Here is a 16,404-nt window from a genome sequence, read left to right as displayed (position 1 = left end):
TTCAAGTTAGAAAAGATGGTTTTATTAATGAAGAAAAAGTTTTTTGTAATAAAGAAAATGAAGGCTCAATTCCAATAAATCACCATTTTAATTTAACAGATAGGTTGGTAAAAGTTGAAGCAACACCTAGTGATGCTGAAATAGTTGTAGATGGAAAAGTAGTTGGTGTTGGAACTTACGATTTAAAAGTTCCTTTTAATAATTGTGTGGAAGTTATTATTAAAAAAGAGAGCTTTTTAAATATTAAAAAGAATTATTGTAATTCTAATGATTATCAAGAACCTCCATTAAGAGATCATTTAGAATTGATTGAAGATGAAGCACATAAGCAATCTATTTCAACCGATTTAGCGAATGTTAATTTTACAATAGCTGTAAGACCTGAAATTGTTGAAGATGATGCCTGGAAGTTATTAGGCTCTATTGTAACAACAGAATTTGATGTTTTAGAAGTAATAGACAAAGAAACTGGTTATATGAGAACTGCTTGGCAAGTTGAAGGATTTAATGGAAGCACTATTAGAACTAGAGTTATTGTAAAACTAGGAGATTCTAATCCTTTAAAATATGTAATGAAAATTAGTAGCGAAAGAGCTGAAGGGGCTGTAAGTGTAAAAGATGATCAGGATTTTGAAGAGTGGAGCAGAATATTAAAGAAATATAAAAATATTATTGAAGAGGCACAATCGAGATTGTAGATTTTTATTAAAAGAGTCAAACTAAAAAGTCGTCATTCCGAACTTGATTCAAGTTGAGGGAAAATTCACTTTTAGACAGCCTTTTTTTTATGCTTATTAAGTAACAGTTAATTTTTCATTAGAAAAATTTTCAAACTCTTTGGTTGTAATAATTTCTTTTATTCGAATAACAGCTTCATATAAATCTAAATACGAAGTATAAAGTGGTGTAATTCCAATGCGTATTAAATTTGGGGGTCTAAAATCTGGAATTACAATTTTTGTGTTTTTATTATTAGGAGCAATCATAGCTCTATTTATTCTATAACTTTCATTGTGTGTTATAGAAATATGTGAACCTCTTTCAGATTCATTTAAAGGAGAAGTAATTTTAAAACCTAAAGGGATCAAATAATGCTCAATCAATTCAATTAAAAACGTAGTTTGTTTTTTACTTTTTGCTTCAATAGTTGACATTCCAGCTTCTAAAATTATATCCAAACCAGGTGCTATTGCTCCTAAAGAAAGAATTGAAGGTGTACTGATTGCAAATTTTTGAATTCCAGAATTTTCAATAAAATCTGGATTAAAATCAAAAGGTTTTTGATGGGCAAACCAAGACCAAATTGGATTGGTAAGTTTATCTTGTAAATCTTTTCGAACATACAAAAATGCAGGCGCACCAGGTCCGCCATTTAAGTATTTATACGTGCAACCAACAGCCATATCCGCATTGGTTTCATTCAATTTGATAGTTGTTGCTCCAGCAGCGTGGGATAAATCCCAAACTACTAAGCTATTTTTATTGTGTGCTAATTTATTGATAGATTTCATATCATATAAAAAAGAACTTTTGTAACTGACTAAACTTAAGGTAATTAATGATGTATTTTTATTAATAGCTTCACGAACTGTGGTAGGATCCATAAAAATTTCATCTGTACTTTCTAATATTTTTAATGTATGATTTTTAAATTGTTGTTTTATAAGTCCTTGAATGATATATAAATCTGTAGGGAAATTTAAATCGTCTGTAATAATTTCAGTTTTTTCTTTTTGAAGAGCAAGTGAAGCAGCTAATAATTTATATAAATTTAAAGAAGTTGTGTCTCCAACAAAAATTTCATCTGGTTGCGCACCTACAATTTTAGCAATTTTTGTTGCAATATCTTTAGAAAGGTCTATCCAATGTTCGTTCCAACTTCTAATAAGTTTGTTTCCCCATTGGTTTTCTACAATATTAGTAGTAGTTTCTATGGTTTTAATCGGTAATTTCCCTAATGAATTTCCATCTAAATAAATTAAAGAAGAATCTGTTACAAATTTATCCTTAAAACTTTTTAAGGAGTCTGCACTATCTAGTGTTTCTGCTTTTTCTAAAAAACGATTCATATTAAAAATTTGTTTAAAACAATGTCATAATTTCATCAACCCAAAGTTGATGCATTTCTCCAGAAAAATGCAAACCATCGCTTGCAAAAAATTGGCTTTTATTGAGCGCTTGTCTCGAAACAGGAGTTATATCAACAAATTTAATATTCATTTTAAGTGTTTCTTCCTTTTTGACAGTATTAAAAAGATCAATTTCTTTACTAATTTTTGAACGGTCTCTATTTTCGGCATACGGACTAACAGCCCAATCTGGGATTGAAACTACAATAACATTTCCACGGTTATTTCCAGCAAAAGAAATAGCCATATTTAATAATTCAATAAATTCTGTTCTAAATACGTCAATAGAATTTCCTCGGTATTGATTGTTTACTCCAATTAATAAGGTAACCAAATCATATTTTTCAGAAATATTTTCCTGTAATATGGCACTTTTTAATTCGCCCGTGGTCCAGCCAGTTTGTGCAATAATTTTAGGAGCATTAAAATTATAATCTTTTGCATTTAAGTCATTTACAAGCAGTACAGGGAAACGATCATTTTCGGGTACACTTTGTCCAATGGTATAGCTATCTCCTAATGCTAAATAATTTTTAGTTGTATTGTTTTCTGGCTCCATTTCTACTGGTGTTTCTTGTTCAGCTTCAAAAAAATCATTTTTATTGGATTTTTCATTACAAGAAGTAATTGCTAAAATTAGCATTAACATTATTTTAATTTTAGTCATTTTAGTTAGAACTTTATTTTAATAATATTTCGATAAATATAAATTAAAAAAATTACAATAATTTAATTTTACAAAGCATCATTTTTTTATAAAAATTAAACAATACTAACAGCTTAAAAAAAATCTAATTAAAAAGCTGAACCTTTTCGATTCAGCTTTTTACAATATTGGTTATTTTACTTTTTATTTTTCAGAAAAGGAAGCAATAAAACCACTACTTTTTCTAGCGAAATAGAAAATATAGAAATAACAAAGTATCATTAGAAATAGCGCAGGTTTAAAATCAAACTGATCCGTTAATAAACCATATAATGGTGGAATAATTGCACCACCTACAATTGCAGTACATAAAATACCAGATGCTTGTGGTTTGCGCTCTCCTAAACCAGTTAACGACAATGAGAAAATTGTTGGGAACATAATTGAATTAAATAATCCAACTAATAATATAGACCACATTGCAACAAATCCGCTTGTTAACATAGAAATAGCTAATAAAGAAATTGCCATAGTTGCAAATATTGCCAATACTTTTGCAGGAGCAACAATTCTTGTTAAATAGGCTCCAATAAATCTACCAACCATTGCTCCAGTCCAATAAAACAATACAAATGCACCAACAATTGCTTTGTTATCTACATTGGCCAAATCTTGTTGAACAACCATTTCAGATATTGCAGACATCCATTCGCTGTTTCTAATTAATTCTGGCATTCCCATACTTAAAAAGTAATTTACCAAATAACTACCAATAGCAACTTCTGCACCTACATATAAAAAGATACCAACAGCACCCATTTTTAAAATCTTGTGTTTTAAAGCTTCACCATAACCTAAACCTTCACCTTCTTTTTTTTCTAAAATATTAGGTAATTTAATAAAGGAAACAATAAAAGCTAATAATAGTAAAGAAGCTGCTAAAAATATAAAAGGACTTTGAACAGCAGAAGCTTCTTGTAAATAATAAGCTTCTTTTTCAGTTGAACCTAAACTGTTAATGGCGTCGCTACTTTTTATAGAATCACTTAATAAAAACATAGCCCCAATAGCTGGTGCAATTGCAGTTCCTAAACTGTTAAATGCTTGCGATAAATTTAATCTACTTGATGCCGTTTCTTCACTACCTAACACTGCAACATACGGATTTGCAGCTACTTGTAAAACTGTCATTCCTCCTGCTAACACAAAATATCCTAATAAAAATACGGGAAAAGTTCTATATGCGGCAGCCGGATAAAACAATAAACAACCAACTCCCATAATGGTTAATCCTAATAAGATACCTTTTTTATAGCCTATTTTAGAAAGTATAAATCCGGAAGGAATAGAAAGTAATCCATAAGCCGTAAAAAACGCAAATTGTACCAAGCCAGCCTGAAAAAAGGTAAGTTCAAATACTTCTTTTAATCTCGGAATTAAAGAGTCTACTAATACCGTAATAAATCCCCACATAAAAAATAATGAGGTTAGTATATAAAATGCTTTGCTGTATTTTTTAGTTGTATTCAAACTATTTAAGTTTTAAGGTTATTTTATTTGAAGGAATAAATATATAATTATTATTGTAAATAACAGTTGTTTTTATACCAATAGCGAATGAAATTAGATAGACGTTGTTTTTAACAAGTTAATTGTCAATTTTTTTTTGGAAAAATCATATCAAAATAGTAAAAACAAATAAATGCTTTTAAACTTAAATCTAAATAGTATATTTGCACCGCTAAAAATTTAAAATATGAAGGCAGGAATTGTGGGATTACCAAATGTTGGAAAATCAACGTTATTTAATTGTTTATCAAATGCTAAAGCTCAAAGTGCCAACTTTCCGTTTTGCACTATAGAACCTAATGTTGGTGTAGTAAATGTGCCAGATAGCAGAATTGCTAAATTGGAGGAATTAGTGAAACCTGAGCGCGTTCAAATGGCAACAGTTGATATTGTTGACATTGCAGGTTTAGTTCGTGGAGCAAGTAAAGGTGAAGGATTGGGAAATCAATTTTTAGCAAATATTCGTGAAACTGATGCGATTATTCATGTAATCCGTTGTTTTGATAACGATAATATTGTACATGTTGACACTACAGTTGATCCAGTTAGAGATAAAGAAACCATTGATATTGAACTTCAATTAAAAGATTTTGAAACCTTAGAAAAAAGGCTAGAGCGTGTTAAAAAAACTGCTAGAACTGGAAATAAAGAAGCTCAAAAAGAATTAGATGTACTTTTAAAAGTTAAAGATGGTTTAGAAGCTGCAATTTCTGTTAGAGCAATTGATTTTACAGAAAAAGAGCGAGAAGAATATATTAAGCCATTACAATTTATTACAGATAAACCTACATTATATGTTTGTAATGTAGATGAAGATTCAGCAGTAGATGGAAATGCATATGTTGATGCTTTAAAAGAAGCTGTGAAAGATGAAAATGCTGAAATTATTATGCTAGCTGTTGGAATGGAAGCTGATATTACAGAATTAGAATCTTACGAAGAACGTCAAATGTTTTTAGAAGATATGGGTTTAAAAGAACCGGGTTCTTCAGTATTAATTAGAGCAGCTTACAAATTATTAAATCAGCAAACTTATTTTACAGCAGGTGTAAAAGAAGTAAGAGCTTGGACTATAAATATTGGAGATTCTGCACCACAGGCTGCTGGAGTTATCCATACAGATTTTGAAAAAGGGTTTATTAGAGCTGAAGTTATAGCTTATGATGATTTTGTGAAATACGGAAGTGAAGCAAAAGTTAAAGAAGCTGGTAAAATGCGTGTTGAAGGTAAAGAATACATTGTAAAAGATGGAGATGTAATGCATTTTAGATTTAATGTCTAAGGATATTTATAAAAAAATTAGTTAAAAACGCTGTTAATAATTATTTTAATAGCGTTTTTTTTATTTCTTATTCTAAAATAGTACTTTAGCACATCTTCAAGAATAGCACTAAAATAAATGGCAGAACAAACATCGTATACCGAGGATAATATTCGCTCATTAGACTGGAAGGAACATATTAGAATGCGTCCAGGTATGTATATTGGAAAGTTAGGTGATGGATCGTCCCCTGACGACGGTATTTACATTTTAATTAAAGAAGTTTTAGACAATTCTATTGACGAATATGTAATGGGAGCAGGTAAAACTATAGAAGTTTCCGTTAAAGAAGATACCGTAACAATCCGCGATTATGGTCGTGGTATTCCATTAGGAAAGGTGGTAGATGTTGTTTCTAAAATGAATACTGGTGGAAAATACGATTCTAAAGCATTTAAAAAGTCCGTTGGTTTAAATGGAGTTGGAACCAAAGCCGTAAATGCACTTTCATCTTATTTTAAGGTTCAATCATATAGGGACGGAAAAACTGTTTTTGCTGAATTTGAACAAGGAAATATCACACTTGAAGAAAAACCACAAGAATCTACAAATAGAAAAGGAACAAAAGTAACCTTTGTACCTGATAGAAGTATTTTTACAAAATTCAAATATAGAAATGAATATATTGTGAAAATGATTAAAAATTATGTGTATCTAAATACTGGATTAACTATAGTTTTTAATGGGGAAAAATATTTTTCAGAAAATGGTTTAAAAGATTTATTAGAAGAAAATATTGCTGATGAATTTATGCTGTTTCCAATTATTCATTTAAAAGGTGAAGATATTGAAGTGGCAATTACTTACAGCAAAGCCCAATATAGCGAAGAATACCATTCTTTTGTTAATGGGCAACATACTACACAAGGAGGAACCCATCAAAATGCTTTTAGAGAAGCCATTGTAAAAACAGTACGCGAATATTTTGGTAAAAATTATGAAGCTTCAGATATTCGAAAATCCATAGTTTCTGCCATCAGCGTAAAAGTTATGGAACCTATTTTTGAAAGTCAGACTAAAACAAAGCTGGGTTCAACAGAAATGGGAGGAGGTTTGCCAACTGTAAGAACTTTTATCACCGATTTTGTAAAAAGAAATCTAGATAATTATTTACATAAAAATCCAGATGTTGCAGAAAAAATTCAGAAGAAAATTTTACAAGCTGAAAAAGAGCGAAAAGACTTATCTGGAATCAGAAAACTAGCACGTGAACGCGCTAAAAAAGCAAGTGTTCACAATAAAAAATTACGTGATTGCAGAGTACATTTAAACGATTTAAAAAAGGAAAATCGTTTAGAAAGTACCTTATTTATTACGGAGGGAGATTCTGCAAGTGGTTCTATTACAAAATCTAGAGATGTAAATACACAAGCTGTTTTTAGTTTAAGAGGAAAACCCTTAAACTCATATAATATGAGTAAAAAAATAGTGTATGAAAACGAAGAATTTAATTTATTACAAGCAGCTTTAGATATTGAAGATGGCTTAGAAAATTTAAGATATAATAATATTGTAATTGCAACAGATGCCGATGTGGATGGAATGCATATTAGATTGCTTTTAATTACTTTCTTTTTACAGTTTTTTCCAGAATTAATTAAAGAAGGTCATTTGTATATTTTAGATACACCGTTGTTTAGAGTACGTGATAAAAAACAAACATTTTATTGCTATACGCCTGAAGAAAAGCAAGATGCAATTAAAAAGTTAAAGGGAAAACCAGAAATGACCAGGTTTAAGGGTTTAGGAGAAATTTCTCCCGATGAATTTGTACATTTTATTGGAAACGATATTCGTTTAGATCCTGTGATGTTGGATAAAGAAACATCTATTGATAAATTACTCGAATTTTATATGGGGAAAAACACCCCAGACAGACAAAAATTTATCATTCAAAATTTAAAAGTAGAATTAGATATAGTTGAGGAATGAAATTCTTGAAGTTTGAAGTGGCTAAATTGCCTAAAGTACTTTGAGTTTTAGTTATGAATTACGAATTAAATACCAACTATCAGATACCAAATACTATTAAAAAATAATGCAAGAAGAAAATAACGAACCAATAAAAGAGGAATTCGGAAACCAAGAAACCATTACCAAGGTAACTGGAATGTATAAAGATTGGTTTTTAGATTATGCTTCTTATGTGATTTTAGAGCGTGCAGTTCCAGGAATTCGAGATGGTTTTAAACCCGTACAACGTAGAATAATGCATTCTATGAAAGATTTAGATGATGGTCGTTATAATAAAGTTGCAAATATTGTTGGGCACACAATGCAATACCATCCGCACGGAGATGCTTCAATTGCAGATGCTATGGTGCAAATTGGTCAGAAAGAATTATTGATCGATATGCAAGGAAACTGGGGAAATATATTGACTGGTGACCGTGCAGCAGCATCACGTTATATTGAAGCACGTTTGTCTAAATTTGCATTAGATGTTGTTTTTAATCCAAAAACCACGGAATGGCAAGCTTCTTATGACGGAAGAAGAAAAGAACCGATAGATTTACCTGTTAAATTTCCAATGCTATTGGCGCAAGGTGCTGAAGGAATTGCAGTTGGACTTTCAACAAAAATTTTACCTCATAATTTTAATGAATTAATAGATGCTTCAATAAAACATTTAAAAGGTAAAATTTTTACATTATTTCCTGATTTTGTAACTGGAGGAACTGCAGATGTTTCAAATTATAACGATGGAAAAAGAGGTGGAAAAATTAGATCGCGTGCAAAAATATCGCAGCTCGATAAAAAAACATTGGTAATTACTGAAATTCCGTTCGGAACAACAACCTCAAGTTTAATTGATTCTATTTTAAAAGCAAACGATAAAGGCACCATAAAAATAAAACAGATTGAAGATAATACTGCAGCAAATGTTGAAATTCTAGTGCATTTACCAAATGGAATTTCACCAGATAAAACCATTGATGCATTATTTGCTTTTACAAATTGCGAAAATTCAATTTCTCCGTTGTGTTGTGTTATTGAAGATAATAAACCTGTGTTTATTGGTGTTTCAGAAATTTTACGACTTTCTACAGATCATACACTAGAATTATTAAAGAAAGAGCTTGAAATTCAGTTAAATGAATTAGAAGAACAATGGCATTTTGCGTCATTAGAACGTATTTTTATTGAAAACAGAATTTACCGGGATATTGAAGAAGAAACCACTTGGAAAGGTGTTATAAAAGCCATCGATACTGGTTTAAAACCACATATAAAACATTTAAAACGAGCAATTACCGAAGAAGATATTGTGCGTTTGACCGAAATACGAATCAAAAAAATATCAAAATTCGATATTGATAAAGCAAAACAATTTATTGATAGTTTAGAAGATAAAATTGCAGAAGTTAAACATCATTTGGCAAATTTAGTTGACTATGCAATCGACTATTTTAAAAACTTAAAAACCAAATATGGAAAAGGTAAAGAACGTAAAACCGAAATCCGTTTATTTGATGATATTGTCGCTACAAAAGTAGTAATGCGAAACACAAAACTGTATGTAAACAGAGAAGAAGGTTTTGTTGGAACTTCCTTAAAAAGAGATGAATATGTAGATGATTGTGCAGATATAGATGATGTTGTTATTTTCAGAAAAGACGGCGTTATGATGGTAACAAAAGTAGATGCAAAAACTTTTGTTGGAAAAGACATTATTCATATTGCAGTATTCAAAAAGAAGGATAAACGAACTGTCTATAATATGATTTATAGAGATGGTAGAAATGGTCCCAGTTATATGAAGCGATTTAATGTTACAAGTGTTACGCGTGATAAAGAATACGATTTAACAGCTGGCTCTAAAGCTTCAGTTGTGCTGTATTTTACTGCAAATCCTAATGGTGAAGCAGAAACAGTTACTATTAATTTACGGGCTGTTGGAAGTATAAAAAAATTGAAATGGGATATTGATTTTTCTGATTTAGCAATTAAAGGAAGAGGCGTAAAAGGAAATACAGTTACAAAATATGCCATTAAAAAAATTGAACTAAAATCCGAGGGAGTTTCTACGTTAAAACCACGTAAAATATGGTTCGATGAAACTGTACAACGTTTAAATGTTGATGACAGAGGAGAGCTTCTAGGTGAATTTAGAGGCGAAGATAGGTTGTTGATAATCAATCAAAAAGGACAGGTGAAAACAATAAAGCCTGAGCTTACCACACATTTTGATTCAGATATGATTGTGCTGGAAAAATGGATTCCAGAAAAACCAATTTCAGCAATTTATTTTGATGGTGAAAAAGAACGTTATTATATAAAACGTTTTATGATTGACAATCCGAACAAAGAAGAAGTCTTTATTTCTGAACATCCAAAATCGCAATTAGAAATTGTGTCAACAGATTACAGACCTATGGCTGAAATCCAGTTTTCTAAACGCAGTTTAGAAAATATGGGGGTTAATTTAGAAGAATTTATTGCTGTAAAAGGTATAAAAGCTCAAGGAAACCAATTAACTACAGATAAAATTAAAACAGTAAATATGCTAGATCCTTTGCCTTATGAAGCTCCAATAGTTAATGAGGTTGAAGTAAATGATGAAGAAATTATAGATAATTCTTCAAAAGGAGATGACGATAAAAAAGATGATAAAGGGCAAACAGCTTTATTTTAAAATTTATAAATAAAAAACTCAACAAACATAATTTACTTATTGTTGGTGTTTTTCACTAATAATAATACATTGTAGGATAGATTTCTTTGTGAACATAAATTTACTCTAATTTTTCATAAAAAGTAAACTCATAATGTTGCATTAATTCTGGATGTGCAATTTTAATAATATCTTTTAAAACCAAATCTGGTCGGGCAGGAGCCAATTCAAAATATAGAATACCTCCAGTTTCACCGCGTTTGTTTACAAAAGAATATACTTCTTTATTTTGAAATGCTTTAAATTTTGAATTGATATCATTAGCTTTTTCAAGTTGTTTTAAAGAGTTATAAAAGCTTGGAGCAATCCATAATTCTGCATTTATTCCTTTTTCAAAAACATTTTCAATATTTAGGGATAAACTACCATTTCCTTTAGAATCTGACCATAAATAATGGGTGTTTGCATCTTTTAAAAATGTAGCTTCAAAACTATTTCCAGCAGGTAAATTCCAAATATCTTTAAATAAACCACCAGAAAGAATAGTTGGCTTAAGACTAGATTTTAAAGCTGTTTTTTTTGCATTTAAATAAGCTGTTTCAATAGTTGAAAAAATACTATCAGCTACTGCTTCTTGATCAAACAATACTCCAAAAAGTTTAATCCATTCTGCACGTCCAAGCGGAGTTTCTTCTAACCAATCACCATTTAAAATCACTGGAATTCCTAATTGCTGAATATTTGTAAACATTTTATTATTACTGTTAATTGAAAATCCAATAACAGCATCTGGATGCAATTCAAGTAATAATTCGGTGTTGATGCGTTCTTCGTTTCCAAGATCTTTAATTATACCTTTATCAATTAATGTTCTTGTTCTTTTTGAAGAAATATAGGAAGTGTTTGGATATCCAATTAATTTATTTTCAACACGTAATAATTCCAACATTGGTATATGTGTTGTACTTGTAACGACTATTGATTTTAGAGGAATTTGAATAGTATTTTTAGTATTTGGAGTATTTTTTTTAGTTAAAATAAATTCAAAAGTTTCTTTTGAATTTTGATAAGGAGCTTTAATAAGTAACTTTTTATAATCTTTAAATTGTTGAATTTCAAAACCTTTTGCATACTTTATATTGGTTTCGGTATCATTATTTTCCGAATTTAATTCTACTTGTTTTTTGTGTTTACACGCATTAAAAATTACAATAATTAATACGATTGTTACTAAGTGCAAACTGGATAATCTCATTTAAAATAAATTTAGGCAAATGTAATATTTTTGATTTTTAATAGTATTAAATTATGCTAATTTAATTACATTTGCAGCAGATTATGGTTTTCTTTTAAACAATCTGTTTGAAAGAATTAAAAGGGAATTCGGTTAAAATCCGAGGCTGTTCCCGCAACTGTAAGCTTAGCCAATATTATTGGTGGTTGTTATTAAACTTTAACCACTGTTCTTTAAGAATGGGAAGGTTCGTAACAATACGCAAGCCAGGAGACCTGCCAAAATCGCAATAGTTCAAACTTTCGGGAGAAAGGTTTGGGTATGGTTCTCTGTACTTAAAAACTTACCTGATTTAGTATTAATTAAATCTAACAAAAGTAAAATGAAAAAAAGATTTCATTTAAGTTGGTTATGCTTATTATTGGCATTTATCAATGTATTTGCTCAAGAAAAAAAAGAAAATGTTGAGCAATTAGAAGAAGTAGTAGTAACTGCTACAAAATTTGCAATTAAAAAAGAATTGATTGGTAAAGTTATTTACCAAATCAAATCTAATGAAATTGACAATTTAAAAGGTAAAACAGTTGTAGATGTTTTAGATAACATTGCGGGAATTCAAATTAATGGTACAAACAATTCAGCTGGAAAAAACAAAAGTATGTATATAAGAGGAGGCAGAGATCGCCACGTTTTAGTTTTAATTGACGGAGTTCCGGTTAGTGATCCTTCTGGAGTTAACACTACTTTTGATTTACGTTTGTTAACATTAAGTCAGGTTGAGTCCATAGAGGTTATGAATGGAGCTGCAAGTACTTTATATGGTTCTGGCGCAGCAACAGGTGTAATTAATATTAAACTAAAAAAAGCAAGTGCGGAAGCAATTTTATTAAATTATCAAACCTCAATTGGAACTAATAATTCACAAAAAGATTCAAAATTAAATTTTAACGATTTTAATCAAAATGTTTCTATAAATGGAACATCAAATAAAGTTAATTATTTGGCAACCTTTAATACTTCAAAAACAGAGGGTTTATCTGAAGCAAGTGAAGAAAATAGTTCTGAGAAATTTGAAAGCGATCCTTTAAAAACAACAAATGCATTTTTAAGATTTGGCTATAATTTTAATAAAAAGGTAACTTTTCAGATATTTGGAAATTATGATAAGGATGTTTATGATTATGATGCCGGTGCTTTTTCTGATTCTGAAATAAACAATGGAGAAACCAAACAACAACGAGTAGGAATAACGTCTAATTATAATTATACAGAAGGTAGTTTTGCTCTAACAGCTTCCTATAATAATATTAAGAGGGTTTTAAATAGTTTTAATAGCTGGACCAATGCTACAGATTATTATGAATATACCGGTAAAACCTATCAATTTGATGTTGTAAATAATTATAAATTTTCGAATGAATTTCAGCTAATCACTGGTTTAAATTTTCAAAAACAAAGTAATCTAACTAACAGCCCTTATGGAAGTATTGATGAAGAATTGGCTAATTATAAAACAATCGATCCATATATAACTGCTGTTTTTAATAGTGCATCAGGTTTTAATTTAAATACTGGGGTACGTTTGAATAATCATACTGAATACGGAAATCATTGGGTATATAATGTGAATCCATCGTTTAATTTCACTAATAATTTTAGAGCAATATCTTCAATAAGCACTGCATTTATCGCTCCAAGTACCTACCAATTGTTTTCTCAATATGGTAACTTAGATTTGGATCCTGAAGAAGTTCAATCTATGGAAGGAGGGTTTGTATTTTCAATAAAAGGTAAACTTGAATTTAATTCACTTTTCTTTTACAGAGAAGAGGATAACGCCATTATTTTACCTGATTTTATTACGTATAGAAATGCAGAAGAAACTTTAATAGCTAGAGGTATTGAAACAGGAGTTTCTATTAATGTATTTGAGGATTTAGGGATTAAACTAGGGCATACTTATACCAGTAAAAGTAGTGACTTGGATTATATACCAAAAAATAAATTCACTGCATTGCTAGAAACAAATAGTGTAAAAAACACCTACCTTTCGTTAAGGTTTAAGAGTATTTCAAAAAGAACTTATTTTGATCAATATGGAACAGGTACAAATCTTGAATTTGACGCATATAGTTTAGTTGATCTATATGCAAGCCATTCTTTATTAAAGGATAGATTATCACTGTTTATTCAAATAAATAATGTATTTAACAGTGAATATGTGGAAACTATGGGATACACTACTTTAGGTAGAAATTTTAAAATAGGACTTGATTTTAAGTTTTAAAAAAGCTCGTTTAATAAAAAAACCATCTTAATCTAATAGTTAAGAAGGTTTTTTTATTAAAATAAATTTCTTACTTCATCTTTTATAAAAGCCAATGCAGTTGATGAAGGTGATGCATTTTCTAACATTTTTCTTAAAATGGCTTCACGTAATTCTTGAGCAGTTTTAATTTCTTCATTTAATTCAGTTTGTTTTATTAATTGAATTGTTGCGTTTTTTGAAGCAATAATTACACTCCAGCATTTTTCTGAAATATATATTTGTTGCGATAAATTGTGCTCAAATTCTTGTTCAATGGTGTTTATAATACTCAGTGCATACGCTTCTTTATCGTTATTGATGGAAGTAATTCTTAATAATAATTTGGCAGGATTAATGCGTTCTAAAAACAATGTCATTCTTTCATAAGCTTGCAGTCTAATAGGTAAAGCGTGCTGCTGATTTTCTTTTAAAAGCATTAGTTTTATACGTTGCTGTTCAAAGTTTGTATGGTTCATAAAAAAATAATAAGCAACGGCTCCTGTTATAATAGCAGGAATTGTATATGTCAATAATTCAATAATTTTTTCCAATTTTATGTTGTTTAAAGATCTTACAAAAATAGACTTAGTAAAAGAAATATACAATTAAGTACATAAAATTATAGTATATTTAATGAATGCTTCAAATTTTGTAGAAATAAAAACGTCTGTAGGTTATGTGTAACAATCGTTACATTTGAAAATTATATTAATGACAATTATCAGTAATTATGGTTACTTAAGGCTATAAATTTGCTATAAATTAATTGTAAGTATTAAATTATAGTACAAAACAATTGTTACAAAACTAATAAACAAACAATATTATGAAAAATTTACTAAGATTAGCAGTTTTATTATTTACAACGGCTACGTTCTCTCAGGCAGGTCATATTATGCAAGGAGTAGGTGCCGTTAATATGTCTATGGGTGGAGCTGCAACAGCACAACCAATTGATATTAGTGGAGCTTTGCAATGGAACCCAGCTTCAATTTCAACTTTTAATAGTAAAATTATAAATTTTGATTTAGGATTATTCTTTTCTTCACCTGAATTAAGTGCAACATTACCAGCAGGAATGTTAGGAGAAGGAGCTCCTTCTGTTTCAGGAATAACTAAAGATGATAGAGGTGTTTCTCCAATGCCTGCATTAGCAATGGTTTGGGGTAAAGAAGATAGTAAACACACCTTTGGTGTTTCTGCTTTTGGTATTAGTGGTTTTGGAGTTACTTTTCCTGAAGAAGCCAATAACCCTATGAGTCCTAGTTTTAATCCAATGGAAAACTCAAACCCAATTAATTACCCTCAACAAGCAATGGGATTTGGACATTTAGAATCTGATTATATGTTGTTGCAAATTGGAGTAACTTGGGCGTATGAGATTTCAGATAATTTCTCAATAGGTATCGAGCCAACTTTAAATTATGGAGCGTTAGAATTAGCACCAAATCCAACTGCCAGTCCAACTGCCGCAGGTTATGGTATAAGTGATAAGGCTTCTGCAATTGGTTTTGGAGGTCAAGTAGGTCTATTTTACGAATCTGATGGAGGTTTTAAGTTAGGAGCTTCTTATAAAACTACACAATCTTTTGGCGATTTAGAATTTGAAAATACGCATTTAGATAACCAAAAAACTACCAACAGTTTTAATATGGATTATCCTGCTATACTTTCTTTTGGTACAGGTTATTCTAATGAAACAATTGATTTAGCGTTAGATTATAGAATGGTTGATTATGAAAACACTGATGGTTTTGCGGAAAAAGGATGGACTCAAACAGGTTCTGTAGCAGGTTTTGGTTGGAAAAACATTAATATAATTTCTGTTGGTTTACAATATAAAGGTTTTGAAAAATTACCATTAAGAGTTGGTTATACGTATAGTAGCAACCCAATTGATGAAGAATTGGCATTTTTCTCTACACCAGCAACTGCTGTTATTGCGAATGCATTTCAACTAGGTTTTGGATATGAGTTTAGTGATAACTTTACATTAAATGGTGTGTATCATCATGGATCAAGTGATGGAAAAACAGAAGGTCAAGTATTAAACCCTATGATGGCTTCTGCTTCAAATCCTTATGGTGCAATTCCAGGAACTAATGTAGGTTATGAAATGACTACAGATATGATTATGTTAGGAATATCTTATACTTTTAATAAATAGAATTATAATCAAATTACAATCAAAAAGACCTGATATTTAATATAAATATCAGGTCTTTTTTTTAAAAGCTATTTAAAAAACAACTATTATTTTAAAGTACCAATCATGTTTTCAGGTTTTACCCAAGCGTCATATTCTTCAGCAGTAACATAGCCCAATTGAACAGCTGTTTCCTTTAAAGTTGTTCCATTTTTATGTGCAGTATTTGCAATTTCTGCAGCTTTATAATACCCAATTTTAGTATTTAGAGCAGTAACTAACATTAAAGAGTTATTTACTAAATCATTAATTCTAGAATAATTTGGCTGTATTCCAATGGCACAATTTTCATTAAAACTAACGCAAGCATCGCCAATTAAACGAGCAGATTGTAAAAAGTTTGCAGCCATAACTGGTTTAAAAACATTCAATTCAT

At 29.9% G+C, this 16,404-nt stretch carries 11 protein-coding genes, 1 pseudogene and 1 riboswitch; of the genes and pseudogenes, 6 read left to right on the top strand and 6 right to left on the bottom strand.

What is annotated here, in order from left to right; translation table 11 throughout:
* Nucleotides 1–698, top strand: a 698-nt coding sequence (locus AB1Z17_RS13985; protein ID WP_368052385.1) for a hypothetical protein, incomplete at its 5' end; no start/stop codon positions are given.
* A gap of 96 nt (nucleotides 699–794) precedes the next feature.
* Here AB1Z17_RS13985 and kynU read toward each other — a convergent pair.
* From kynU to AB1Z17_RS13970, 3 genes are all read right to left on the bottom strand, one after another.
* On the bottom strand, nucleotides 795–2,069 hold the full coding sequence (kynU, locus tag AB1Z17_RS13980; protein ID WP_368052384.1) for a kynureninase: 1,275 nt from the start codon (nucleotides 2,067–2,069) through the stop codon (nucleotides 795–797).
* 13 nt (nucleotides 2,070–2,082) lie between these two features.
* The gene (locus tag AB1Z17_RS13975; RefSeq protein ID WP_368052383.1) at nucleotides 2,083–2,796 is read right to left on the bottom strand and encodes an SGNH/GDSL hydrolase family protein; all 714 of its coding nucleotides are present in this window, start codon (nucleotides 2,794–2,796) and stop codon (nucleotides 2,083–2,085) included.
* A 183-nt stretch (nucleotides 2,797–2,979) separates the two neighbouring features.
* Complete coding sequence (locus tag AB1Z17_RS13970; protein ID WP_368052386.1) at nucleotides 2,980–4,248, bottom strand: sugar MFS transporter; 1,269 nt, start codon at nucleotides 4,246–4,248, stop codon at nucleotides 2,980–2,982.
* 283 nt (nucleotides 4,249–4,531) lie between these two features.
* Here AB1Z17_RS13970 and ychF point away from each other — a divergent pair, with 283 nt between their 5' ends.
* The 3 genes from ychF to AB1Z17_RS13955 all read left to right on the top strand — a co-directional run bounded on the left by ychF (nucleotide 4,532) and on the right by AB1Z17_RS13955 (nucleotide 10,301).
* Nucleotides 4,532–5,626 carry a redox-regulated ATPase YchF gene (gene ychF / locus AB1Z17_RS13965; protein ID WP_368052382.1) on the top strand — a complete coding sequence of 365 codons (1,095 nt, stop codon included), beginning with the start codon at nucleotides 4,532–4,534 and terminating at the stop codon, nucleotides 5,624–5,626.
* 117 nt (nucleotides 5,627–5,743) lie between these two features.
* Nucleotides 5,744–7,597, top strand: a complete 1,854-nt coding sequence (locus tag AB1Z17_RS13960; RefSeq protein ID WP_368052381.1) for a DNA topoisomerase IV subunit B — start codon at nucleotides 5,744–5,746, stop codon at nucleotides 7,595–7,597.
* Between the two features lie 106 nt (nucleotides 7,598–7,703).
* Entirely contained in the window at nucleotides 7,704–10,301 is a 2,598-nt protein-coding gene (locus AB1Z17_RS13955; protein ID WP_368052380.1) for a DNA gyrase/topoisomerase IV subunit A, read from the top strand.
* 100 nt (nucleotides 10,302–10,401) lie between these two features.
* Here AB1Z17_RS13955 and AB1Z17_RS13950 read toward each other — a convergent pair whose 3' ends face one another.
* Complete coding sequence (locus tag AB1Z17_RS13950) at nucleotides 10,402–11,535, bottom strand: ABC transporter substrate-binding protein (protein WP_368052379.1); 1,134 nt, start codon at nucleotides 11,533–11,535, stop codon at nucleotides 10,402–10,404.
* Nucleotides 11,536–11,602: 67 nt separating this feature from the next.
* Nucleotides 11,603–11,812, top strand: a riboswitch (cobalamin riboswitch).
* Between the two features lie 84 nt (nucleotides 11,813–11,896).
* Between AB1Z17_RS13950 and AB1Z17_RS13945 the strand changes: the two genes are divergently transcribed.
* Nucleotides 11,897–13,801 carry a TonB-dependent receptor plug domain-containing protein gene (locus tag AB1Z17_RS13945; RefSeq protein ID WP_368052378.1) on the top strand — a complete coding sequence of 635 codons (1,905 nt, stop codon included), beginning with the start codon at nucleotides 11,897–11,899 and terminating at the stop codon, nucleotides 13,799–13,801.
* A gap of 56 nt (nucleotides 13,802–13,857) precedes the next feature.
* On the opposite strand, the gene AB1Z17_RS13940 is transcribed toward AB1Z17_RS13945, so the two are convergent.
* A complete protein-coding gene (locus AB1Z17_RS13940; RefSeq protein WP_368052377.1) occupies nucleotides 13,858–14,373 on the bottom strand; it encodes a hypothetical protein in 516 nt (171 codons plus the stop codon).
* 275 nt (nucleotides 14,374–14,648) lie between these two features.
* Here AB1Z17_RS13940 and AB1Z17_RS13935 point away from each other — a divergent pair, with 275 nt between their 5' ends.
* Complete coding sequence (locus AB1Z17_RS13935) at nucleotides 14,649–15,989, top strand: OmpP1/FadL family transporter (RefSeq protein ID WP_368052376.1); 1,341 nt, start codon at nucleotides 14,649–14,651, stop codon at nucleotides 15,987–15,989.
* Between the two features lie 86 nt (nucleotides 15,990–16,075).
* Here AB1Z17_RS13935 and fumC read toward each other — a convergent pair.
* A pseudogene (gene fumC / locus AB1Z17_RS13930) lies at nucleotides 16,076–16,404 on the bottom strand (class II fumarate hydratase); the annotation flags it as partial.

The organism is Lutibacter sp., from assembly GCF_040883305.1.
Taxonomy (GTDB): domain Bacteria; phylum Bacteroidota; class Bacteroidia; order Flavobacteriales; family Flavobacteriaceae; genus Lutibacter.
Note: the sequence above shows the minus strand (reverse complement) of the source record. Positions and strands in the feature narration are given on the sequence as shown.

Bases quoted from the DNA above. Each gene is read 5' to 3' on its own strand.
- AB1Z17_RS13975 (WP_368052383.1), bottom strand. From the start codon at position 2,796: ATGACTAAAATTAAAATAATGTTAATGCTAATTTTAGCAATTACTTCT.
- AB1Z17_RS13950 (WP_368052379.1), bottom strand. From the start codon at position 11,535: ATGAGATTATCCAGTTTGCACTTAGTAACAATCGTATTAATTATTGTA.
- AB1Z17_RS13960 (WP_368052381.1), top strand. From the start codon at position 5,744: ATGGCAGAACAAACATCGTATACCGAGGATAATATTCGCTCATTAGAC.
- kynU (WP_368052384.1), bottom strand. From the start codon at position 2,069: ATGAATCGTTTTTTAGAAAAAGCAGAAACACTAGATAGTGCAGACTCC.
- AB1Z17_RS13970 (WP_368052386.1), bottom strand. From the start codon at position 4,248: ATGTGGGGATTTATTACGGTATTAGTAGACTCTTTAATTCCGAGATTA.
- AB1Z17_RS13935 (WP_368052376.1), top strand. From the start codon at position 14,649: ATGAAAAATTTACTAAGATTAGCAGTTTTATTATTTACAACGGCTACG.
- AB1Z17_RS13955 (WP_368052380.1), top strand. From the start codon at position 7,704: ATGCAAGAAGAAAATAACGAACCAATAAAAGAGGAATTCGGAAACCAA.
- ychF (WP_368052382.1), top strand. From the start codon at position 4,532: ATGAAGGCAGGAATTGTGGGATTACCAAATGTTGGAAAATCAACGTTA.
- AB1Z17_RS13945 (WP_368052378.1), top strand. From the start codon at position 11,897: ATGAAAAAAAGATTTCATTTAAGTTGGTTATGCTTATTATTGGCATTT.